Below are 21,714 nucleotides of genomic sequence, written 5' to 3' on the forward strand. Positions count from 1 at the left end.
TAGGTTAGTCGGGCGGGCGGACGCCGGGGTGTCGCTCGCCCCGCCCGGACCGGGGCGGGCGCTTGGGCCCTGTCCGGCGGGTCGTGCCGGGTCGTGCCGGGCCGTAGTGGGTCGTGCCGGGTCGCTGGACTTTCGTGCGCGGGGGCGGGGTGGGTAGCGTCACGCCGAGGGCGGTTCGGTGGGCGGCCGCGCTCTCCACGGGCGGGTCGGGCGAGGCGGGGTGTCGGTGATGACGGACGGCGAGTGGTGGCGCAAGAGCGGGCCGTGGAGCGAGCGGGTGGCCGGCGGGGCGGAGGGCTCGGCCGGGCAGGGCGGTGCCGGCCGGGGCGGTGCGGGCCAGGGGGGCTCGTCGGAGTCGTCGGGCGCCCCGGTCGTGCCGCCTGCGCCGTCCGTACCGCCGGTGGTGCCGTCGTCGGCCTTCGATCCCGACAGCGTGTACGACCCGCCGGCGCCGAGTGCGGCCGGGATCCCGTCCGTGCCGCTGAACCCGCCGGACGTCGTCGACGCCGAGGCGCGGGCGGCCGCGATCCCGCCGCCGACGGTGAGCAGCACCGGCCCGTGGACCATGACGGTGTTCGACTTCTCGGACGGGCCGGAGCCCGCACCGGGGCCGATTCCCGGGCAGCGCGCGGCGGAGGCGGCCGCGCAGGCCGCGGCCGCCGCGGAGCCGGTGCCCGGGGTGGACCCAAAGGCGCTGGGCAAGTCGAAGAAGCCGCGGAAGGGCAGGGGGAAGGCGGTCCCGGAGGCTCCGGCCGCCGGTGCGCCCGGGGCTCCGGGCGGGGCGAAGGGCACGGCGAAGGGCGCGGCGAAGGGCGCGGGGAAGGGGGCGGCGAAGGGCGCGGGGAGCGGGACCGGGAAGGGCGCGGGCGCCCGCAAGGTGTCCCCGCTGATCCTGCTCTCCAGCGCGCTCCTGGTCGGCGGTGCCGTCACGGGCTTCTTCCCGGTGATGCTGGCGGGCTGGGGCCTCGGCTACCTCTCCCGCCAACTCTCCGATCTGACCCGCAAGTTCGTGATCCTCGGCATCCCGCTGATCACGATGAGCGCGACCACCCTGGTCGCCATGCAGCACGCCAAGCAGGGCGGTGCCCAGGGCGGCGGACTGCAGTCGGGCTCGCCGCTGGGGCAGATCGGCTGGTCGTCGGCCCCGAACGTGCTGCGGCTGTCGGCGGTGATCTCCGCGGTGGTCCTGCTGCTGGTCGGCCTGCGCCGCCGCCCGCCGCAGCAGCAGGGCTGAGGTGGGCGGCCGCCCGCGCGGGGGAGTGCCCGCCGGCGGTGGGGCCGTCCGCCTCGTTGCCCCCGCGCTCCTCCTCGCCAAGCAGCTGCGCGCGGCCCAGCAGGCCGGGGAGATCGACCCGGACCGGGACGCCGGGATGACGGCCGCCGGGCTGCTGGCGATGGTCAACGGCCTCGGGTCGAGCGTCCTGGGCGGTCAGCGCACTGGTGAGGAGGCACTGGCGGTCCTCGTGTACCGCCTGGACGAGCTGTTCCGCCCGGCGCCCGCCGCAGGGTGACGGCGGGCCGGCACCCGTGCCGGTGCGGGGGTTAACACCCGTACGGGAAGGGTGCTTTCCCCGTTCTCCGGCTCACCCCGGCGAACCAGACTCGGGGCATGCCCACACAGCCCCTGACCACGGCCGCCTCCCCCGCCTCGCGGGCGGGCGGCGGCAGCGCCGGCAGCGACTTCGCCCGACTGAGCCGCCGGATGGCCGCCGAGGGCCTGCTCGATCGGCGCCCCGGCTACTACGCCGTCCGGACCGTCCTGGTGCTGGCGGCCTTCCTCGGCGGGTGGTGGGCCCTGTTCGCGCTCGGCGACACCTGGTGGCAGCTCGGGCTGGCGGCGGCGATGGCCGTCGTGTTCGCCCAGATCGGCCTGCTCTCCCACGACCTGGCGCACCGCCAGGTGTTCAGCCGGAGGCTGCCGAGCGAGATCGGCGGCCGGATCGCCGCCAACCTGCTGATGGGCATGAGCTACGGCTGGTGGATGAACAAGCACACCCGCCACCACGCCAACCCGAACCACGAGGAGCGGGACCCGGACGTCTCGCCCGACCTCGTCGTCTGGTCGAAGCGCCAGGCCCGGCAGGCGAGCGGGCTCGCCCGGTTCATCGGCCGCCGGCAGGCCTACCTGTTCTTCCCGCTGCTCCTGCTGGAGGGCCTCAACCTCAGCTTCAACAGCTTCCGCGCGCTGCGCGGCCCCGCGATGAAGCGCCCGGTGCTGGAGGGCGTGCTGCTGGTCGTCCACTTCGCGGCCTACCTCGGCGTCGTCCTCGCGGCGCTCCCGGCCGGGAAGGCGATCGCCTTCCTCGCGGTGCACCAGGCGCTCCTCGGCGTCTACCTGGGCTGCGTCTTCGCCCCCAACCACAAGGGCATGCTGATGGTGACGCCGGACATGAAGCTGGACTTCCTGCGGCGCCAGGTGCTCACCTCGCGCAACGTGCGCGGCGGGCCGGTCGTCGACGCGGTGATGGGCGGACTCAACTACCAGGTGGAGCACCACCTGTTCCCCAGCATGCCGACGCCGGCGCTCGGGCGGGCGGCCCGGATCACCCGGGACTTCTGCGCGCAGGAGGGCATCCCGTACTACGAGGTCGGGCTGCTCCGTTCGTACCGCGAGATCCTGGCCCACCTGCACCGGGCGGGCGAGCCGATCCGTTCGGGCGAGCCGATCCGTTCGGGGGAGCCGGCGCGCCGGGGGGCGTGAGCTGCCGGTGCCGGACGTGAGGAGTGCCGTGACTCCCCCCGCGGGTCACGGCTCTCGTGGTGTCCGGTTCGGCTCTCGTGGTGTCGGTTCGGCTCTCGTGGTCAGTTCTGCTTCTCGAAGCCGGCCAGCAGGGCGCGCGGGTCGAAGGTGACCCGGATCCGGGCGATCTTCCCGTCCTCGACGTGCATCCAGTTCACCGTCGGGGTCGGCTCCGCGACGCTGGTGTTCAGCTCGAACCAGGTGATCACCTCGTCGCCCTCGGCGACCCGCACCTTCACGTCGATCTTCTCCAGGACCCGCCCGAGCCCGCGCAGCCCGGCCAGCGCCTCCTCCGCGCCGGAGGCGGTGCCCAGCGCCCCCACGAAGTCCACGTCGTCGGCCAGCAGTCCCCGGAGGGTCTCGAAGTCTCCGGCCTCCCAGGCGGTGAAGTAGGTCTCGGCAAGCTCGCGTGCGCTCTTCGTCGTCGTCATGCCTCCATGTTCCCGCCGTCCGATCCATCCGTCCAACAGATGGATTCGATGCCAGCTATCATCATCAGATATGGAGATGCATCAGCTGCGGTACTTCGCCGCCGTCGTCGACGAGGGCTCCTTCACCGCGGCCGCAGCCCGCCTGCACGTCAGCCAGTCCGGAATCAGCACTCAAGTGGCCAAGCTGGAGCGCGAGTTGGGCCAGCAGCTGCTCGACCGGTCAGGGCGCAGGATCCGGCTCACGCCGGCCGGCGAGGCGGTCCTCCCACTGGCGAAGGGCGCGCTGGCCACGCTGGACGCCATCCGGCACACCGCCGCCGAGTTCGCCGACGCGGTGCGCGGCCGGGTCCGGCTCGGCATGATCATGGGCTGCTCGATCCCGCCCTTCCTGGACGTCGTCGCCGACCTCGGCCGCACCCATCCCGGCATCGAGCTGAGCCTGCACGAGGGCCACTCCGACCTGCTCCAGGCGCAGGTCCGCTCCGGCGACCTCGACCTGGCGCTGATCGGCTTCGCCGGTGCGGCCGACCCGGGCCTGGAGGTCGACGTCGTGGTGGACGAGCGGATCGTCGCCGTCGTCCCGGCCGGCCATCCGCTCGACCGGGCCTCCCTGCGACTCGCCGACCTGCGCGGCGAGAAGATCCTGTGCCTCTCCCCGGGCACCGGCCTGCGGGCCGCCTACGAGGACTCCTGCCGCCGGCTCGGCCTCGAACCGCGCGTGGACATCGACGCCAGCTCCCCGCTCGCCGTCCTGCGCCTCGCCGAGCGCGGCGCCGGGGTCGCCGTCCTCAGCGAATCCTCCGCCGAGGGGGTCGGCCTGCGGACCGTCCCGGTCGCCGACGCGGCCACCCGCGCCCGGCTCGGCCTGGTGTCCCGCCCTGACCAGCACTCCCCGGCGGTGCGGCTGCTGCGGGCCGAGCTCGTCGCGGCGATGAGGAACTCCTCGGACACGCCGTAGCGGGGGTGCCCGGTGGGTCCTGTCGGCCCCGGCGATGGCCCACGGCGATCCGCGCTGGTCCGCAGGGCGCTCCCTACGCCTTCCACCGCGGGTCGCGGCCGGAGGCGGCCAGCGCCCGCTCCCAGGCCGAGGCGCCCTCCGGGAGGGCCTGGGTGTCGGCGAAACCCTCGTACTGCCGGTACATCTCCGCGTACTCCGCCACGATCTCCTCGGTCAGCGAGGCGAGTTCCTCGTCCACCACGAGGGCGCCGCCGGTCGCCCGGGCGACGTCCCAGCCGTGCAGCAGCAGCTCCAGGACCAGCATCCGGGCGATGGCCGTCGCCGGCACCGGGGAGCCGCCGAGGTCGACCTCGCCCTCCCAGGCCGCCGGGTCGGCCCAGGCGGCGACGGCGCGTTCCAGCTGCGCCGCGTAATCGGCGGACCAGTCGGGCCGGGCGGTGAAGTCGCGGTCGACCAGCTCCGGGGGCAGCTCGGTGCGGCGCGCCCGGTGCTCCAGGCCGTACGAGCTGTAGAGCACCCAATGGTTGACCAGCGCGCGGGTGTCGAAGTCCGGGCAGGGCGTCGGCGCGTCCAGCGGGTGCTCGGCCGGGACGGCGGCGGCGACGGCGGCCGCGACGGACGCGGCGCGGGCCAGGAACGGGTGCATCGGGTGAACGCTCATACCGGGATCCTCCGCCGCCCGGCGCCCCGCGGTCTTGAAGAAACGCGACGTAGCCTGGCCGCCATGGACTCTCCCGATCTCGGCCGCGGCGTGCTGCACCCGGCCCGGGCGGCCGAGCTGATCAGCGTGGAGCGGCTGGTGCCCGAGCCCGGGGTGGCGCGGTTCGTCGAGTACTACTGGCTGGTGCGCTGGGACCTGCGCGGCCTGCCCCCGTACGAGCAGAAGGTGCTCGCCCACCCCAACGTCCACCTGGTCTTCGAGGCCCCGCGGCCCCGGGTCTACGGCGTGGACCGCTCGCTGTTCGTCCGCCGCCTGGAGGGGGCCGGGCACGTGCTGGGCGTACGGTTCCGGGCGGGCGCCTTCCGTCCGTTCGCGGGCCGACCGGTGAGCGCCCTGGCCGACCGGTCCGTCCCCGCCGCCGACTACTTCGGCCCGGCCGTCGACCGGCTCAACCCGGTGCTGCTGAGCGGCGACCACGGCGATCCCGCCGCCCTGGCGGACGCCTTCCTGCGGTCCCGGCTGCCGGAGCCGGACCCGGTCGCCGAGCGGGTCGCCGCGATGGTGGACCGGATCACCGGCACCCCGGACCTCCGCCGGGTGGACGACCTGGCGGAGGAGTTCGGCCTCGGTGTGCGGCGACTGCAGCGGTTGTTCGCCGAGTACGTCGGCGCTTCGCCGAAGTGGGTGCTGCGCCGCGCCCGACTCCACGAGGCGGCCGAACGGGCGGCCGCCGGCGGCGAGTTGGACCTGGCCGCACTCGCCGCCGAGCTGGGCTACGCCGACCAGGCGCACCTGACCCGCGACTTCACCGCGGCGGTCGGCGGGCCGCCGGCCCGTTACGCGGCGGCGGGCTGAGCGGCCTCGGCGGCAGCGGCCGCCTCGGCGGCGGCCCGGCCCTTGGCGCTGGCCCGCTTGGCGTAGGTGATGGTGAAGTACACCAGCCCGCCCAGCACCGCGTACGGAAGGATGCTGTTGACCGTCACCACGGTCCCGTGCGCGAGGGTGTAGACCAGCACGATCCGCAGCACGGCCTCCAGGACGAAGGCCACGCCCCAGACGATGGTCAGGTTGCGCTGCACGCGGCGGAAGCCCGGGTACTGCCACATGGAGTTCCACCAGGCGACCATCTCCGGCGTGCCGTCGGTGGCGAACTTGCGGCCGAAGTAGAACATGATCGGCTTCGGCGCGGCGAGCGAGACCAGGTAGAGCACGCCGAGCAGGCCGGAGACGAAGGAGTCCTTGGCCAGCAGCATCTTCGGGTCGGTGGGCCCGACCAGCGAGACGACCAGCGTCAGGCCGACGAAGACCAGGGAGACGATGGCGAACTCGTCGATCCGGCGGTGCCAGACGAGGTAGATCAGGGTGTCGACCACCGGCCCCAGGCCGGAGAGCAGGATGGCGGTGGACTCGCTGTAGCCGTGGTCGCGGAGCTGGTTGTAGATCAGGATCGGCGCGACGACGTTGAAGCCGATGCTGATCAGCCAGCCGAGGGCGGCGGCACCGCCCTTGCGGGCAGGAGCCTGCGGAGCTGCGGAAGTTGACACTGTGTTGTCCCCCGAGGTGATGAGCCGTGATTTTTCCGGATCATTCTGACGGACCAGCAGGTCACGCGCATAACGGCTGAACCGAATCGTGATCGATCGTGCCCGAGCGGGCCGGTGCTCACGCCCTGGGGGCGCGCGCTCACGCCCTGGGGGCGCGCGCTCACGCCCCGGGGGCGCGCGCTCACGCCCCGGAGCGGGCGCGGCCCGCGTCCCGGGGGCCGGTGCTCACGCGCCGAGGAAGCGCTGCAGTTCGTCCAGCACGTAGTTGGCCCCGGTGTAGCCGACCCCCTGGAACCACAGCTGGTCGTCCACCGGGAACGCCCGGTGCGCCCGGACGGCGCTCAGCGCCTGCCAACCCGGGCTCGCCAGCGTGGCGTTGGTGCCCGCCCGCTCCGGATCGCCGTACGTCGCGTAGAGCAGCAGGTCGCCGTCGGCCTTCCCGATCTGGTCAGGCGGGACCTCGACGTCCGACTGGTCGACGTTCTGCGCGTCCGGCCGTCCGACCTGGGCGTCGGCGAGCACCGTCCCGGGGAAGCTCTGCCGGCCGTACAGCCGGATCCCGCCGCCCTCCACGAACCGCACCAGGCTCACCTTGCGTCCGGACAGCTTCGCCGCCGACAGCGCCTGGGCGACCTGCCCGGCGTGCTTCTGGTACGCGCCGACGAAGGCCGCCGCGGCCGCCTCCCGGCTCAACGCCTGGGCGTGCAGCTGGAAGTTGGCCTTCCACGGCGCGCCGGTGGTCTGGGTGAGCACGGTCGGGGCGAGTTCGCGCAGTTGGTCGTAGCGGTCGCCGTCGCGGGCCTGGTTGGAGAGGATCAGGTCCGGCCGCAGCGCCCGTACGGTCGGCAGGTCGGGCGAGCCCGCCGGGCCGACCAGCCGGATCCCGGCCGTCCGGGGGGACGGCCAGTAGTCGGGGTAGCTGGTGTCGCGGGCCGGGAGCGCGGCGCCGACCGGGGTGATGCCGAGGGTCAGCGCGGAGTCGAGCACGTCGGTGTCCAGGACGACGACCCGCATCGGCCGGCCCGGCACCTGCACCGGACCGGTGGCGGTGTCCACGGTCACCGGCGGCACCGGGGCGGCGGACGGCGAGGTGCTCGCGTCGAGGCCGTCGGCGGTGGCCGGGGACGGGTGCCGGCTGCCGCCGGTGCACGCCGCGAGCGCGGCCCCGCCGAGGCCGGTGAGGAGGGTGCGGCGGGCGATCGGGCGCATCGGCGGTCCTCGGGAGGTGAGGCGGGGGTCGGGGCGCCGTCGATTATGTCCGAAATGGCGCCCAATGTGCCGTCAAGCGTGCCGTCAGGCGTCCACCGCCGCCGTCTCGGCCGCCCACGGGGCGCCCGGGACGACCAGGGGCGTGCCGGTCACCGGGTCCGGCACCACCACCGAGTCCAGCCCGAACACCTCCCGCACCAGCTCCGCCGTCACCACCTGCGCGGGCGGGCCCTGCGCCACCACCCGGCCCTCCCGCATCGCCACCAGGTGGTCGGCGTACCGGGCCGCCTGGTTGAGGTCGTGCAGCACGGCCACGACCGTCCGTCCGCGCTCCACGTTCAGCCGGCGGACCAGGTCCAGCACCTCCACCTGGTGCGCGATGTCCAGGTAGGTGGTCGGCTCGTCCAGCAGCAGGATGTCGGTGCCCTGGGCGAGCGCCATGGCGATCCAGGCGCGCTGGCGCTGGCCGCCCGACAGTTCGTCCACGCTGCGCTCGGCCAGGTCCGCGGTGGAGGTGCGTTCCAGGGCCTCCGAGACGGCGGCCTCGTCCTCCGGCGACCACTGCTGCCACCAGCTCTGGTGCGGCTGGCGGCCGCGCGAGACCAGGTCCGCCACCGAGATGCCCTCGGGGGCGGTGGGCGACTGCGGCAGCAGGCCGAGCCGCCGGGCGATCCGCTTGGTCGGGATCCGCGCCAGCTCCTCGCCGTCCAGCAGCACCGCGCCCCGGGCCGGCTTCAGCAGTCGGCCGAGGGCCCGCAGCAGGGTCGACTTGCCGCAGGCGTTCGGGCCGACGATCACCGTCACCCGTCCGTCCGGGATGGCGACGTCCAGGCCCTCCACGACCGTGCGCGCCTCGTACGCCAGGGTGAGGCCCCGGGCCTCCAGGCGGTGCCCGGACGGCTGGTGTGCGGACATCAGGAACCTCCACGGCGGGATCGGATCAGCAGCCACATCAGGTACGGCGCGCCGACCATGCCGGTCACCACGCCCACCGGCAGTTCGGTCGGCGCCAGCAGCCGCCGGGCGATCAGGTCGGCGAGGACGACCACCAGCGCGCCGGTCAGCGCCGAGCAGAACAGCGGGACCTGCGCCGAGCGGGCCAGCCGCAGAGCGATCTGCGGGGCCATCAGCGCGACGAAGTCCACCGGCCCGGCGGCCCCGGCCGCGCAGGAGGCCAGCACGATGCCCAGCAGCGCCATGCCCAGCCGGATCCGGTCCAGCCGCAGCCCGAGGCCTACCGCGGTGGCGTCGTCGAAGGAGATCGACCGCTGGGCGCGGGCCGCCCACAGTGCCACCGGCACGGCGGCGAGCAGCACCCAGGCCAGCGGGCCGGCCTGGTCGTAGCCGGAGCCGTTCAGGCTGCCGGTCATCCAGACCTTGGCGGCCTGGGCCTGGAAGCCGTCGCCCTTGGTGAGGAAGACCGAGGTGAGCGAGGACAGCGCGACGCTGATCCCGATGCCGATCAGCACGAAGCGCTGCGCGTGCAGTCCGCGCCGCCAGGCCAGCGCGTACACCAGCAGCCCGGCCACCAGGCCGCCGGCCACCGCGGCGTACGGGGCCTGGCCGGTCGAGCCGACCACGCCGTACGCCGTCAGGCCGACCACGGTCGCGGTGGCGCCCCACGTCACGCCGACCACGTCGGGGCTGGCCAGCGGATTGCGGGCGACGGTCTGGATCAGCGCCCCGGCCAGCCCGAGCGCCGCCCCGACCAGCAGCCCGACGACCACCCGGGGCAGTCGGAACTCGCCGACCACCAGCTCGTCCGGGCTCGGCCGCCCGAGCACCACCTTCACCACCTCGGCCGGCGACACGGTGGACTCGCCCAGGCACAGCGAGGCCACCGCCGTCGCGGCGAGCGCCGCCAGCAGCCCGGCCGCGACGAGGGCCGAGCGCCGGTGCAGCAGCACGGAGGCCCGGCCGGCCCGCAGCACGGAGTACCCGGGGAGGGACACCCCGCTCATGCCGCCACCACCTTCCGGCGGCGCACCAGGGCTACCAGCACCGGGACGCCGACCAGGGCCGTCATCACGCCCGCCGGGACCTCGGACGGCGGGAACAGCACCCGGCCGAGGGTGTCGGCCAGCAGCAGGAGGGCCGGGCCGAGGACGGCGGAGAAGGCGAGGATCCAGCGGTGGTCGGCGCCCGCGACGGCGCGGGCCGTGTGCGGGACGGCGAGGCCGACGAAGGCGACCGGGCCGGCCGCCGCGACCGCCGAGCCGGTGAGGACGGTCGCGCCCAGCGCGCCGACCGCCCGGACCAGGCCGGTCCGCGCGCCCAGGCCCTTCGCGGTGTCGTCGCCGAGCGCCAGCGCGTCCAGCCCGCGCGCCACCGACGCGACCAGCACGGTGCCGACCGCCAGGAAGGGCAGCAGCTGCCAGGCCACGTCGGCGGTACGGCCGGAGAGCGAGCCGACGTGCCAGAAGCGGAACCGGTCCATGGTGGCCGCGTCCGTGGTCAGCACCAGGGTGTTGAGCGAGGCGATGAAGGCGGACATCGCCGAACCGGCCAGCGCCAGCTTGACCGGCGTCGCCCCGCCCCGGCCCCGCCCGGCGAGGCCGTAGACCAGCACGGTGGCCAGCACCGCGCCCGCGAAGCCGAACCAGACGTACCCGGTGAGGGTGGAGACGCCGAAGCCGGAGATGGCGACCACCACTCCGGCCGCCGCGCCCTGCGAGACACCGAGGATGCCGGGATCGGCGATCGGGTTGCGGGTCAGGCCCTGCATGACGGCCCCGGCCAGCCCGAGCGCCGCGCCGACGGCCAGCCCGACGACCGTACGGGGCACCCGCAGCTCGCGGATCACCACGGCGTTCGCGGTGTCGCCGCCGTGCAGCAGGGCGTCGACGGTGTCGCCGAGCGGAACGGTCCGGCTGCCGATCGCCAGGCTCAGCAGCACCGCGGCGGCCAGCACGGCCAGCGCGGCGGCGAACCACGGTATTCGGCGCCGCTGCGCGCGGTCCGGCGTGCGCGGCGCGCCCGGCGGCGCCGTGGTGTCGTGGGTCATGGGCCCCCTCCGCAGACAACTCAGGCAAACCTAAGTTCCGCCGTGAAGCCGGGGCAAATCCCCTCGTGGCCCGGGCCGCCCGTTGGATAGCCTGGCGGCATGCCCGCGACCTCACAGGCCCCGCTCACCGTCGGCTTCGACCTCGACATGACGCTGCTGGACACCCGGCCGGGTATCCGCGCGACCTACCTGGCGCTCTCCGCCGAGACCGGCACCCCCATCGACGCCGACCTCGTGGTCACCCGGCTCGGCCCGCCGCTGCTGGACGAGATCCGCAACTGGTTCCCGGAGGAGGAGGTGGAGCGGGCCGCCACCCGCTACCGCGAGCTGTACCGCGACCACGCCTTCGCCCCGACCGTCGCCCTGCCGGGCGCGCACGCCGCCGTCGAGGCGGTCCGCGCGCACGGCGGCCGGGTCGCCGTGATCACCGGCAAGTACGAGCCGAACGCCCGCCTCCACCTGGAGCACGCCGGGCTGCCCGCGGACGTGCTGATCGGCGACCTCTGGGCGGAGACCAAGGGCGACGCGCTGCGCGACCACGGCGCGAGCATCTACGTCGGCGACCACCTCGGGGACATCCGCGGCGCCCGGTACGCGGACGCCCTCGCCGTCTGCGTCCCCACCGGCCCGTACGGCGCCGACGAGCTGCGCGAGGCGGGCGCGGACGTGGTGCTGGCGGACCTCACCGAGTTCCCGGCCTGGCTCGCCGCCCACCTGGCCGCCTAGGGCCGCCTGCCCCGGCCGCCCGGGGCGCGGGGGCCGACCTACGGCCGGACGCGGCGGCGCTGGGCCCGGGCGTTCAGGAAGAGCCCGGTCAGCGCGGACAGGAAGCCCGCCGGCATCAGCATGCTCAGCCAGTACGCGGCCGTCGGCAGCGGCGTGAGGTGCAGGAACAGCGGGACGAAGGTGACCAGGGTGGCGAGGGCGCCGATGCCGAAGACGATCGCCCCGGCCTTGACGTACACGTCGCCGGGCTCGGCGCTCTGGCTGCTCACGTCTGTTCACTCCTCGGGGCGGGGCCGGACCGCCCCCAGTGTGGCAGAGCGGCGGTCGGCAAGGCCCACCGGAGCGGCCCGGTCACGTTGCGCAGTTTCCCGGCAGCTCAACGTTTTGATCCCTGTTGAGCGGGGGTATGCAGGGGGTGCCGAGGGGCGCTACAGGTGCGTCCCGTGTCCTCAGACCCGGGGGTGTGAGCCGATGGACAGCGCAGCGACGCGACCCGGCCGTGCCAGTACCGGGTCGCCCGTGACCGCGAGATCCCCGCGCCCCGCCACCCCGAGCGGTCCCCGGAGCGCGGATCCTTCGCGGAACACGAATGAGGCAGTCACGGACCGTTAGTCTGCTCCTGACCGCGTGCCGACCATGAGCGCCGAAGGGCGCCGAGCCGAGGTCGGCCGCCTTCTTCCACCACCCAGTGATCCCCGGCCAGGGCCGGGATCCCTCACACCCATTCGAGGACTGTTCGAGATGCCCACCGGCCAGGTCAAGTGGTTCAACGAGACGAAGGGCTTCGGCTTCCTGTCGCGCGACGACGGCGGCGACGTCTTCGTCCACACCAAGGCGCTGCCCGCCGGTGTCACCGCGCTGAAGCCGGGTCAGCGGGTCGAGTTCGGCGTGGTGGCGGGCCACCGCGGCGACCAGGCGATGGCCGTGCAGCTGCTGGAGGCGCTGCCCTCGGTGGCCGCCGCCCAGCGCCGCAGCGCGGACGACATGGCCCCGATCGTCCAGGACCTGATCACCACCCTGGACGCGGTGCTGCCCGGCCTCCAGCGCGGGCGCTACCCGGCCAAGCCGACCGGTCAGAAGCTGGCCGGCCTGCTGCGCGCGGTGGCCGACCAGTTCGACGTCTGACCGGCCCAGGGCGCCGCAAGCGCGGAGCCGCGGCTTGTCCGGCGTGCCCTACGGCGCGTCCGACAAGCCCTGGAACGCCAGCGCACCCGGGTCGAGCGGGGGCACCAACCCCTCCGCGGCGGCCCGGGTGAGCAGCGCGCGGACGGCCGCGTGGCCCTCCTCGCCGAGGTCCTCGGTGAACTCGGTGACGTACAGCTCGATGTGCTGCTTCGCGACGTCCGGGTCCATCTCCTGGGCGTGCGCCAGCACATACTCCTGGCCGGCCGCCGGATCGGCCCAGGCCTGCCGGACGGAGGCGCGGACGGCGTCGGCGATCGCCCGCAACCGCTCGGCGCCGAGCGAGCGCTTGGCGATGATCGCGCCCAGCGGGATCGGCAGTCCGGTCTCCCGCTCCCAGGCCTCGCCCATGTCGGCCAGGCTGTGCAGCCCGTACTGCCGGTAGGTGAAGCGGGCCTCGTGGATCACCAGGCCGGCGTCCACCCGGCCGTCCCGGACGGCCGGCATGATCTCGTGGAACGGCAGGACGACGATCTCGCCGAAGCCTCCCGGGACCGCCTTCGCCGCCCAGAGCCGGAACAGCAGGTAGGCGGTGGAGCGCTCGGAGGGCACCGCGACGGTCTTCCCGGCGAGGTCCGCCGGGGACTCCACGCCCGGCAGGGTGAGCACCAGCGGGCCGCAGCCGCGCCCGAGCGCGCCGCCGCAGGGCAGCAGGGTGTACTCGTCCAGGACCCACGGCAACGCGCCGTAGCTGATCTTCAGGACGTCCAGCTCGCCGCGCTCGGCCATGCCGTTGGTGACGTCGATGTCGGCGAAGGTCACCTCGGGGGCGTCCGCCCCGGGCACCAGGCCGTGCGCCCAGGCGTGGAAGACGAAGGTGTCGTTCGGACAGGGCGAGTACGCGATGCTCAGCCGTTCAGCCACGGCCGGCCTCCTCGATCGGTCGGTGCCGCGCGGCCCTCTCCGGTGCCCGCCGTGCGGCCAGTTCGTGGACGGGCAGCGCGGCGAAGGCCCGCTCCAGGGCGGCCAGCGCCTCGCCGATCCGCCAGGCGGCCCGGTCCCGCGGGCCCACCGGGTTGGACACGGTGCGCAGTTCGAGGGCCGGCACGCCGTACCGGGCGGCGGCCTCGGCCACGCCGAAGCCCTCCATCGCCTCGGCGGCCGCACCCGGGTGGCGGGCGGCCAGCTCGGCGGCCCGCCGGGCGCTGCCGGTGACGGTGGAGACGGTCAGCACCGGGCCGATGACGGCGCCCCGGTCGGCCAGCGCCCGCCCGACGAGCCCGACGAGCGCCGCGGGAGGGGTGTGCCGGACGGTGCCGAAGCCCAGCTCGGTGACGTCGGCGAAGCCCTCGGGGGTCTCCGCGCCGAGGTCCGCGGCCACGATCGCGTCGGCCACCACGGTGGCACCGACCGGGGCGTGCGGGGCGAAGCCTCCGGCGATCCCGGCCGAGACGGCGAGGGTGTACGGGCGGGCGGCCAGCGCGGCGGAGGCGGCGGCCGCGGCGGCGGCCGGGCCGACCCCGGCGGCCAGCACGTCCACCGGGGCGCCCCCGGAGCGGTGCAGGGTGCCACCGGGCAGCGGCAGGGCGACGGCCCCGCCGGTCAGGCCGCGCAGCACGGCCTCGGCCTCGGCGCTTACCGCGACGACGACGAGCAGCCGGGCCCGCCCGGGGCCCGACTGCTCGTGCTCGCCGTTTCCGGCGTCGTGCGCGGTCATCGCAGGAACGTCAGCTGTCCTGGGTGTTCAGCTGGAAGTACCAGACGGCGATCGGGTTGTCCGAGTTCTTGTCGCCCTCGACCACGGTGATCAGCGTCTTGCCGCTGGCGTTGAGGATCTTGTTCGCCTGCTGGGCGCCGGACCAGGTCGGGCCCTTGGCGTACGAAGCGATGCTGGTGCGTCCGCCGGAGGAGGTCGAGCCACCGTTGCTGAAGGCCCACCAGCCCGAGTCGGCCACGTTCGGGGAGACACCGATGCCGACCCGGTCGCTCGCCAGCACGTCCGAGGTGGGCAGGGTGCCGTTCTTCAGGGCGTTGTTGGCGTCCTCCTGGCACTTGTCCTGGAGGTCCTCGGTGATCGGGCTGCCGTTGTTCCAGCACAGCGGGTCCGCGGCGATCGAGGAGTTGCCGACCGTGAGGGTGGCACGGTGCGAGATGTGCTCGGTCTGGTCGGACGCGATGGCGACGGAGGTGCCCACCGTGGCGGCGCCGACCACGACGACGGCGCCGAGGGCGGCGATGGCACGGGAATTGAGGCTCATGGGATCAGAATCTACCGGGCCTGGCCGATCACGCTACGCGGGGGTCCGCCACCGCGTGTTGCCGCACCGTCGGTCAGGCCACCCGGGGCGCCGTCGGGTGCCGCCGCAGGCCGACCCGGGCGAGCGAGCGGAGCGTCCACAGCAGCACCAGGCCCACCACCGCGGCGGCGACCGACAGGCCCAGCACCCCGTTCAGCGGCAGCAGGATGCCCACCGCGCCGCCGGCCACCCAGGACAGCTGCATCAGCGTCTCGGACCGGGCGAAGGCCGAGGTCCGCACCGCCTCCGGGACGTCCCGCTGGATCAGCGCGTCCAGCGCCAGCTTGCCCAGCGAGGCCGCCATCCCGGCGGTGCCCGCGACCAGGATCACCGTCACCACGCCGTACCAGAGCGCGGCCGCGGCCGTCACGCAGGTGGCCAGCAGCAGCATCGCGGTGACCGTCGCCTCCGGGCCGCGGGTGCGCAGCCAGGAGCCGAGCACCGAGCCGAGCGCGTTGCCGGTGCCCGCGGCCAGAGCCACCAGGCCCAGCGCGAGCGTCGGCCGCAGTCCGCCGATCGGTTCCTCGCGCAGCAGGAAGGCCAGGAACATCACCAGGAAGCCGACCAGCCACTTCATCGCCGACATCGCCCGCAGCGCCAGGATCACCGACGGCCCGACGGTGCGCAGCGAGGCCTTGACCGGCGGCGGCTTGTGGTGGATCAGGTGCGAGCCCTCGCCGTGCACCTCGGCGTGCAGGACGGCGCGCTGCTCGCCCTTGGCCGAGTCCACCTCGTGCGGCAGGTGGAAGGCCATCAGGGTGCCGATCACGAAGACCAGGAAGGCGCCGCGCAGGGGCCAGCCCGGGCCGATCAGGTGCAGCAGCCCGCCCACCGCAGCCGCCACACCCGTGGCCAGCAGCCCGGCGAGGGTGACCCGGGAGTTCGCCTTCACCAGGGAGAGGCGGCTCGGCAGCAGCCGGGGCACCACGACGCTGCGCACCACCCCGTACGCCTTCGACGCGACCAGCACGCCGAGGGCCTCCGGGTAGAGCGCGAGGCCGCCGCCGGAGATCACCCCGGCCATCGTCCAGGCCAGCACCGCCCGGGCCAGCATGGCCATCGCCATGGCCGCCCGGCGGCCGTGCGGCAGGCGGTCCAGGAGCGGGCCGATCACCGGGGCCAGGACGGCGAAGGGGGCCATCGTGATCAGCAGGTAGAGCGCCACCCGGCCGCGGGCCTCTCCGGTGGGCACCGAGAAGAAGATGGTGGAGGCCAGCGCGACGGTGATCAGCATGTCGCCGAAGGAGTTGAGCGCGTGCAGCTCGATCAGCTTGGCGAGGCCGGACTCGCCGGCGCCCTCGGCGGCGGTCGCGCGGCGGATCCGGCGGCCGGTGCCGTGCACCAGCTTGCCGGCGCGGGAGCCGGCGGCGGAGGCGGTACGGACCAGGAAGTGCCGGCGCGGCTCGGGGACCTCCTCGTCCAGGTCCTCGTCCCGGTCCTCCCGGCCTTCCGGGTCCTCGGCAGGCTCGGGACCGGCCGGTGCGTCGGTGGCGCCGGGTGCACCGTGTGCGGCGGGCTTGACCAGGCTCACGGCCCGGGCGGGCGCCCCGGTGCCGTCCGCCGACCGCGGTTCGCCCGCGTCGGGGACCGGCTGCTGTCGCGGCACGGCGTCCGCCTCGTCGGGGCTGCCGGCCTGCGAGGCGCGCAGTGCGTGCTGCGACGGGTCGTCGTCCGCCACAAGCCCATCCTGCCCCAGAATCGCCGCGCCGACGCGGGATTGTGCCCGGCTCGGCGCGGTCGTGGAACGGCTGCGTCCGCCCCGGACTGTGCCGGGGCCCCGACCGGCGGGTAGCCTGCCCCAAGGTCCGCCCGCCGGGGCGCCGGGGCGCCGGCAGGCCGGTCGAGCGGCGCGGTCGGTACCCGAGGGGGCCTCCGGTCGCGCAGAATGGACGAGGGACTACCGAGCCGCGACGGAACAGGCAACACGCCGTGGGCGACAGAAGAACTGGGAGAGAATCGACGCCGTGAGTGCTGCGATGCGAAGCCGTACCCCCGACCGGCTCTGTGCCGAGGCCGTCGAACTCGCCCGCCAGGCAGCCGAGGAGGCCGTCGGAGCGGCGGCCGTCGGGGCGCACCTCGGCGTCCAGGCGGACGCCGACCGCGTCGTCACCCACACCTTCGAGTGCCTGGACGCCGCCTACCGCGGCTGGCACTGGGCGGTCACCGTCGCCCGCGCCCCGCGCGCCAAGAACGTCACCCTGGACGAGGTCGTGCTGCTGCCCGGCCCCGACGCCGTCCTCGCCCCCGAGTGGGTGCCGTGGAGCGAGCGGCTGCGCCCGGGGGACATGGGCCCCGGCGACCTGCTGCCGACCGGCGCCGACGACCTGCGGCTGGAGCCCGGCTGGATCGGCGAGGACGAGCCCGCGCCGAGCCCCGCGGTCGCCCTCGCCGACGACGAGGACCTCGTCGTCACCGACCCGCACGTGCAGCCCGCCCCGGCCCGGGCCCGGATCGACGCCGTCGCCGCCGAACTCGGCCTGGGCCGCAGCCGGGTGCTCTCCCGGCTCGGCCTGCACCTGGCCGCCGACCGCTGGGAGAAGGCCCACGGCCCGCAGACCCCGATGGCCCAGGCCGCGCCGGCCTCGTGCAACAGCTGCGGCTTCCTGATCCCGATCGGCGGCTCGCTGGGCCAGGCCTTCGGTGTGTGCGGCAACGAGTTCGGCCCGGCCGACGGCCAGATCGTCTCCTTCGCGTACGGCTGCGGCGGGCACTCCGAGGCCGCCGTCATCCCGGCCCCGCCGGCGCCGTCCGAGCTGATCCTGGACGAGCTGGTGGTCGAGCCGCTGCAGCTCCACCCGGACCGCGCCTCCGGCTCCGTGGAGCCCGACGCCCCGGCCGAGGAGCTCGGCCACTCCTGAGCGCGTACCCCCGGCGGCCCGCCCACTCCACGAGTGACGCGGGCCGCCGGCGTTCCCGGCCCCGGTCCGTCGGACTCAGCGGCGGCCGAAAAGACCGCGCTCGGGCGGGGCGGCGTCCTGCGGCGGAGCCGTCGGGCGCGGCGGCGGGGCGTCCTGCCCGCTGTGGAGCAGTTCGGCGACCGAGACCCGGAAGTGGCGCTTCCAGCCGCTGTGGGTGAGCTCGACCAGGAAGCCGCCGTCGGGCATCTTGAAGATCCGGCGCGTCGGCGGACGGGACGGCTCGGAATCCTCGCGGGGGAGGTACGTCCGGGCCGCCTCCTCCGCCATCCCGACCGCCTGGTCCCGGCCCAGCGGGGCCTCCTGGGGCGGGACCAGCTGCCACCGGTGGGCGCCGTCCGCGTCGATCCGCCGGTCACGTTCGATCAGGACGTACCAGGACCCGTCGGAGACCATGCCGTTTCCCCCTCGCCAATCGGAACAGGGGCCTCAGCATAGGCAGCGGGCGCCCCTGGTCCGCCGGGGGTGCCCGGGCGGGGGAGAATGCCCCCCGTACGAAGTACAGGGCGGCGGAAGGCGGCAGGTCCAGTGGAACCTCGGATCATCGGCAGCGGCACGGACGAGCACCTCGCGGACCCCTTCGGGAGCGCCGCGCTGCGGCGGCGGGTGCTGGACGCCTGGGCCGCCTCGCCGGCCCGGTTCCGGGAGGACGCCAACGCCGAGGAGGAGCTGGCGCTCGGCGGCTACCGGGACCGGCTGGTGGTCGAGTTGGCGCAGAACGCGGCCGACGCGGCGGTCCGGGCCGGGCGCGGACCCGGGCGGTTGCGGCTGACCCTCGCCGACGGCGTGCTCGCCGCCGCCAACACCGGCGCCCCGCTGGACGCGGCGGCCGTCGAGTCGCTGTCCACCCTGCGGGCGTCGTCCAAGCGCGGCGAGCAGCCGGCCGTCGGCCGTTTCGGGGTCGGCTTCGCCGCGGTACTCGCGGTCTCCGACGAGCCCGCCGTGCTCAGCACCGCCGGCGGGGTGCGCTGGTCGCTCGGTGAGGCCAGGTCGCTGGCCGAGGCGCAGCCCGCGCTGGCCGACGAGCTGCGCCGCCGGGACGGCCACGTGCCCCTGCTGCGGCTGCCGTTCGCGGCCGAGGGGCCGGCCCCCGAGGGGTACGACACGGTGGTCGTGCTGCCGATGCGGGACGCCGCCGCCGAGGACCTGACCCGCCGTCTGCTGGCCGGGATCGACGACGCGCTGCTGCTCACCCTGCCCGGCCTCGCCGAGGTCGTGGTGGAGACCCCGGAGGGCACCCGGACGCTCACCCGGGCCGCCGCCGAGACCCGTCCGGACGGCGTCACCGAGGTCACGGTGACCGATGACGGGGGCGGGCGGCTGCGGCGGACGGTCTGGCAGACCGCCGGCGCCTCCGGCCGGCTGGACGCCGAGCTGCTGGTCGACCGGCCCACCGAGGAGCGCGCCCGCCCGTACTGGACGGTGACCTGGGCCGTCCCGGTCGACGCGGACGGCGCCCCGCAGCGGCCCGACATCGCGCCCGTGCTGCACGCCCCGACCCCCAGCGACGAGCCGATCGGCCTGCCCGCGCTGCTGATCGCCTCGTACCCGCTGGACTCCACCCGCCGGCACGTCGCGCCCGGCCCGCTGGCGGACTTCCTCACCGAGCGCGCCGCCGACAGCTACGCCGACCTGCTGCGCGCCCGCGGCGCCGACCTCGGCTCGCTCGGCCTGGTGCCCGGTCCGCTGGGCCAGGGCGCGCTGGACAACGCGCTGCGCGCGGCGGTGCTCTCCCGGCTGCCCGGCACGCCGTTCCTGCCGCACCCGACGCCGGTCGAGGAGGGCACGCCCGCGCTGCGGCCCAGGGACGCGACGCTGCTGGAGGGCGCGGACGGCTCGGTGGTCGAGGCGCTCGCGCCGATCTTCCCGGGACTGCTGCCGGCCGGCCTGGAGCGCCGCACCGAGCTGCGGGTGCTGAACGTGCGCCGGGTGCCGCTGGCCGAGGTGGTCGACCAGCTCGGCGGCCTGGACCGCGAGCCCGGCTGGTGGCGCAGCCTGTACGCGGCACTCGGCGGGGCCGATCCGGAGGCGCTCGGCGCGCTGCCCGTACCGCTCGCGGACGGGCGGACGGTGACCGGGCCGCGGCGCGTGCTGCTGCCCTCCGAGGACGCCGACTGGGCGGCCTTCCCGGGCTACCCCGAGACGCTGGCCGACGCGCTGGCCGCGCTCGACCTGCGCCTGGCCCACCCCGAGGCCGCCCACCCCCTGCTGGCGAAGCTCGGCGCGGGCACCGCCACCCCGGCCGGGGTGCTGGAGACCCCCGAGGTGCGGGCCGCCGTCGCCCGCTCCTACGAGGTGGCCGAGGACGACCTCGACGCGGCGCTCGAACTCGCCGACGCCGTCCTGGCGTTGGTGAAGGCCGCGGCCGCCGGGCCGGGCGAGCACCCCTGGCTGGCCCGGCTGGCGTTGCTCGACGACGAGGGCGAGCCGGCCCGCGCGGGCGAACTCGTGCTGCCCGGCAGCCCGTTCGCCGCGCTCGCCCGTGAGGAGGACGCCGGCTGGGTGGACGACGAGCTGCTGGAGCGCTGGGGGCCCGAGGTCCTCGCGGCCGTCGGCGTGCTGGCCGGCTTCGTGCTGGTGCGGGCCGAGGACGTGGTCCTCGACCCGGACGACCTGGATCGGCTCGACCCCACCGTGCCCGCCGACCGGGCGGCCGGCGGCCACCCCACGGGCCTGCTGGACGAGGCGCCGGACGGGCTCGCCGACTGGGCCGAGGACGTGCTGGAGGCGCTGCAGGCGGACGAGGCGGTCGGCGTCCCGCCGGTGGCCGCCGAGCTGCTGGCGGTGCGCGACCTGGACCTGGTGGACGACGACGCCTGGCCGGAGGCGCTCGCCGCGCTGGCCCGCCCGCCGTACCGGGACGCCGTGGTCAACCCGGTGCGCACCCTGCTGCCGGACGGCTCGTACGCCGACCTGCCGCCGTACACCGCCTGGTGGCTGCGCGACCACCCGGTGCTGGACGGCCGGGAGCCCGCCGGGCTGCGTGCCGCCGGGGCGGACCCGCTGCTGCGCGGACTGTACGACGAGGCGCGCACCACCCTGGACGAGCAGTTCCTGCACGCGCTCGGGGTGCGCACCACGCTGGCCGCGCTGCTCGCCGAGCCGCACGGGCCGGACGAGGTGCTGGACCGGATGACCGACCCGGCCGTGGTCGTCGGCCACCGTCAACTGCACGGCCTGCACAGCGCGTTGGCCCGGGTGGACCGCGAGCGGATCGAGCCGCTGGACGTGGTGCGGGCGCTGCCGCCGCTGGACCCGGCCACCGGCCGCCGGCCGGCCCACACGGTGGTGGTGGACGCCGCCGAGGCGGTCGTCGCCGACGCCCCCGACCTGGTCCAGCTGCTGCACCCGTACCCGCTGCTGCCGGTCGCCCCGGCGCTCGCGGCCGACCTCGCCGAGCGGCTGCACGTGTCGCTGGCCAGCGAGGTGGCCGGCGGCCGGGTGCTGTCGGAGGGCGTGCTGCACCGGGTCCCGGCGGTGGTGCGGGAGTTGCTGCCCGGCTGCCCGGTCGCCTACGAGGAGCACGAGGAGCTGCTGGTCGTCGGCCCGGACGGCGGCGAGGCCGCGGTGGACTGGCGCTGGGACCCCGGGGCGGACGCCCCGGAGCCGCCGTACGACCCGGAGCTCGCCGAGGCGGAGGACGAGGACGACGAGTTCGAGGTGCCGCCGGTGCCCGGCCTGCTGCACGCGGCCACCCCGGAGGGCCTCGCGGCCGGCCTCGCCTGGTCGGTCGGGCAGTGGCACCGGCGCTTCGAGGTGCTGGCCGCGCTCAGCGAGCCGGACCGGGCGTACGAGCTGTCGGCGGCCCGGGACTTCGAGGGCTGAGCCCGGCGGGCGCGCGTCGGCCGGCCCCGGCCGGTGCGCGCCCGGGCTCAGTCGGTGCCCGCCCGCAGGCGGCCGTAGACGGTGCCGGCGACGGTCAGCCAGACCGCGCCCAGGGTCACCAGCGCGGCGGCCCGCAGCGCGGGCGTCGGCCTGATCGTCAGGCCGACGCCGGCCATCGCCAGGGCGGTCAGCCCGACCGCCAGCAGTCCGCCCAGGAAGGCGACGAACGCCTCCGGCTCCCCACCCCTGCGCGCCATTCGGCACCCCCTTTCCGGGGGTCAT

Annotated in this window: 23 protein-coding genes; 9 read left to right on the plus strand and 14 right to left on the minus strand. The window is 75.5% G+C overall.

Going from position 1 to position 21,714, the window contains the following annotated elements:
• Nucleotides 1-229 precede the first annotated feature (229 nt).
• The 3 genes from ACZ6Y7_RS35420 to ACZ6Y7_RS35430 all read left to right on the plus strand — a co-directional run bounded on the left by ACZ6Y7_RS35420 (nt 230) and on the right by ACZ6Y7_RS35430 (nt 2,701).
• Nucleotides 230-1,234, plus strand: a complete 1,005-nt coding sequence (locus ACZ6Y7_RS35420; protein WP_465762064.1) for a hypothetical protein — start codon at nt 230-232, stop codon at nt 1,232-1,234.
• A gap of 1 nt (nt 1,235) precedes the next feature.
• The gene (locus ACZ6Y7_RS35425; protein ID WP_465762065.1) at nt 1,236-1,511 is read left to right on the plus strand and encodes a hypothetical protein; all 276 of its coding nucleotides are present in this window, start codon (nt 1,236-1,238) and stop codon (nt 1,509-1,511) included.
• 98 nt (nt 1,512-1,609) lie between these two features.
• On the plus strand, nt 1,610-2,701 hold the full coding sequence (locus ACZ6Y7_RS35430) for a fatty acid desaturase family protein (RefSeq protein ID WP_465762066.1): 1,092 nt from the start codon (nt 1,610-1,612) through the stop codon (nt 2,699-2,701).
• A gap of 101 nt (nt 2,702-2,802) precedes the next feature.
• Here the strand turns inward: ACZ6Y7_RS35430 and ACZ6Y7_RS35435 are convergent, their stop codons facing one another.
• Nucleotides 2,803-3,171, minus strand: a complete 369-nt coding sequence (locus ACZ6Y7_RS35435) for a nuclear transport factor 2 family protein (RefSeq protein WP_465762067.1) — start codon at nt 3,169-3,171, stop codon at nt 2,803-2,805.
• A gap of 70 nt (nt 3,172-3,241) precedes the next feature.
• Here ACZ6Y7_RS35435 and ACZ6Y7_RS35440 point away from each other — a divergent pair, with 70 nt between their 5' ends.
• Nucleotides 3,242-4,129: a LysR family transcriptional regulator gene (locus ACZ6Y7_RS35440; protein WP_465762068.1), complete on the plus strand. Its 888-nt coding sequence runs from the start codon at nt 3,242-3,244 to the stop codon at nt 4,127-4,129.
• 73 nt (nt 4,130-4,202) lie between these two features.
• On the opposite strand, the gene ACZ6Y7_RS35445 is transcribed toward ACZ6Y7_RS35440, so the two are convergent.
• Nucleotides 4,203-4,790 carry a TIGR03086 family metal-binding protein gene (locus ACZ6Y7_RS35445; protein ID WP_465762069.1) on the minus strand — a complete coding sequence of 196 codons (588 nt, stop codon included), beginning with the start codon at nt 4,788-4,790 and terminating at the stop codon, nt 4,203-4,205.
• A gap of 63 nt (nt 4,791-4,853) precedes the next feature.
• Here ACZ6Y7_RS35445 and ACZ6Y7_RS35450 point away from each other — a divergent pair, with 63 nt between their 5' ends.
• On the plus strand, nt 4,854-5,645 hold the full coding sequence (locus ACZ6Y7_RS35450; protein ID WP_465762070.1) for an AraC family transcriptional regulator: 792 nt from the start codon (nt 4,854-4,856) through the stop codon (nt 5,643-5,645).
• Here ACZ6Y7_RS35450 and ACZ6Y7_RS35455 read toward each other — a convergent pair.
• The 5 genes from ACZ6Y7_RS35455 to ACZ6Y7_RS35475 all read right to left on the minus strand — a co-directional run bounded on the left by ACZ6Y7_RS35455 (nt 5,627) and on the right by ACZ6Y7_RS35475 (nt 10,547).
• Complete coding sequence (locus ACZ6Y7_RS35455; RefSeq protein ID WP_465762071.1) at nt 5,627-6,334, minus strand: VC0807 family protein; 708 nt, start codon at nt 6,332-6,334, stop codon at nt 5,627-5,629. The two genes, ACZ6Y7_RS35450 and ACZ6Y7_RS35455, sit on opposite strands and share 19 nt — an antisense overlap.
• Before the next feature lie 225 nt (nt 6,335-6,559).
• The gene (locus ACZ6Y7_RS35460; RefSeq protein WP_465762072.1) at nt 6,560-7,543 is read right to left on the minus strand and encodes an ABC transporter substrate-binding protein; all 984 of its coding nucleotides are present in this window, start codon (nt 7,541-7,543) and stop codon (nt 6,560-6,562) included.
• A gap of 84 nt (nt 7,544-7,627) precedes the next feature.
• On the minus strand, nt 7,628-8,458 hold the full coding sequence (locus ACZ6Y7_RS35465) for an ABC transporter ATP-binding protein (protein WP_465762073.1): 831 nt from the start codon (nt 8,456-8,458) through the stop codon (nt 7,628-7,630).
• Nucleotides 8,458-9,504: a FecCD family ABC transporter permease gene (locus ACZ6Y7_RS35470; protein WP_465762074.1), complete on the minus strand. Its 1,047-nt coding sequence runs from the start codon at nt 9,502-9,504 to the stop codon at nt 8,458-8,460. Before ACZ6Y7_RS35470 ends, ACZ6Y7_RS35465 begins: the two co-directional genes overlap by 1 nt.
• The gene (locus ACZ6Y7_RS35475) at nt 9,501-10,547 is read right to left on the minus strand and encodes a FecCD family ABC transporter permease (RefSeq protein ID WP_465762075.1); all 1,047 of its coding nucleotides are present in this window, start codon (nt 10,545-10,547) and stop codon (nt 9,501-9,503) included. The genes ACZ6Y7_RS35470 and ACZ6Y7_RS35475 overlap by 4 nt, the downstream gene beginning before the upstream one ends.
• A gap of 99 nt (nt 10,548-10,646) precedes the next feature.
• Between ACZ6Y7_RS35475 and ACZ6Y7_RS35480 the strand changes: the two genes are divergently transcribed.
• On the plus strand, nt 10,647-11,273 hold the full coding sequence (locus tag ACZ6Y7_RS35480) for an HAD family hydrolase (protein WP_465762076.1): 627 nt from the start codon (nt 10,647-10,649) through the stop codon (nt 11,271-11,273).
• Between the two features lie 38 nt (nt 11,274-11,311).
• On the opposite strand, the gene ACZ6Y7_RS35485 is transcribed toward ACZ6Y7_RS35480, so the two are convergent.
• Entirely contained in the window at nt 11,312-11,542 is a 231-nt protein-coding gene (locus ACZ6Y7_RS35485; RefSeq protein WP_465762077.1) for a hypothetical protein, read from the minus strand.
• A 472-nt stretch (nt 11,543-12,014) separates the two neighbouring features.
• Between ACZ6Y7_RS35485 and ACZ6Y7_RS35490 the strand changes: the two genes are divergently transcribed.
• Nucleotides 12,015-12,398, plus strand: coding sequence for a cold-shock protein (locus tag ACZ6Y7_RS35490; protein WP_402225251.1), 384 nt, complete (start codon nt 12,015-12,017; stop codon nt 12,396-12,398).
• Nucleotides 12,399-12,446: 48 nt separating this feature from the next.
• Here the strand turns inward: ACZ6Y7_RS35490 and ACZ6Y7_RS35495 are convergent, their stop codons facing one another.
• From ACZ6Y7_RS35495 to ACZ6Y7_RS35510, 4 genes are all read right to left on the minus strand, one after another.
• Complete coding sequence (locus tag ACZ6Y7_RS35495) at nt 12,447-13,319, minus strand: 1,4-dihydroxy-6-naphthoate synthase (protein WP_465762078.1); 873 nt, start codon at nt 13,317-13,319, stop codon at nt 12,447-12,449.
• Nucleotides 13,312-14,112: a futalosine hydrolase gene (locus ACZ6Y7_RS35500; RefSeq protein ID WP_465762079.1), complete on the minus strand. Its 801-nt coding sequence runs from the start codon at nt 14,110-14,112 to the stop codon at nt 13,312-13,314. Before ACZ6Y7_RS35500 ends, ACZ6Y7_RS35495 begins: the two co-directional genes overlap by 8 nt.
• 10 nt (nt 14,113-14,122) lie before the next feature.
• Nucleotides 14,123-14,653, minus strand: coding sequence for a hypothetical protein (locus ACZ6Y7_RS35505; protein WP_465762080.1), 531 nt, complete (start codon nt 14,651-14,653; stop codon nt 14,123-14,125).
• Between the two features lie 73 nt (nt 14,654-14,726).
• Entirely contained in the window at nt 14,727-16,079 is a 1,353-nt protein-coding gene (locus ACZ6Y7_RS35510; RefSeq protein WP_465762090.1) for an MFS transporter, read from the minus strand.
• A gap of 589 nt (nt 16,080-16,668) precedes the next feature.
• On the opposite strand from ACZ6Y7_RS35510, the gene ACZ6Y7_RS35515 reads away from it, so the two are divergent.
• On the plus strand, nt 16,669-17,550 hold the full coding sequence (locus tag ACZ6Y7_RS35515; RefSeq protein WP_465762091.1) for a DUF3027 domain-containing protein: 882 nt from the start codon (nt 16,669-16,671) through the stop codon (nt 17,548-17,550).
• 75 nt (nt 17,551-17,625) lie between these two features.
• On the opposite strand, the gene ACZ6Y7_RS35520 is transcribed toward ACZ6Y7_RS35515, so the two are convergent.
• Nucleotides 17,626-18,003, minus strand: a complete 378-nt coding sequence (locus ACZ6Y7_RS35520) for a hypothetical protein (RefSeq protein WP_465762081.1) — start codon at nt 18,001-18,003, stop codon at nt 17,626-17,628.
• Between the two features lie 132 nt (nt 18,004-18,135).
• On the opposite strand from ACZ6Y7_RS35520, the gene ACZ6Y7_RS35525 reads away from it, so the two are divergent.
• Nucleotides 18,136-21,432 (plus strand): sacsin N-terminal ATP-binding-like domain-containing protein, encoded by a 3,297-nt coding sequence (locus ACZ6Y7_RS35525; protein WP_465762082.1) that lies wholly within the window; start codon nt 18,136-18,138, stop codon nt 21,430-21,432.
• Nucleotides 21,433-21,479: 47 nt separating this feature from the next.
• Here ACZ6Y7_RS35525 and ACZ6Y7_RS35530 read toward each other — a convergent pair whose 3' ends face one another.
• Entirely contained in the window at nt 21,480-21,689 is a 210-nt protein-coding gene (locus ACZ6Y7_RS35530) for a hypothetical protein (RefSeq protein WP_465762083.1), read from the minus strand.
• Nucleotides 21,690-21,714: the final 25 nt, after the last annotated feature.

This window comes from Kitasatospora sp. NPDC053308 (assembly GCF_055585785.1).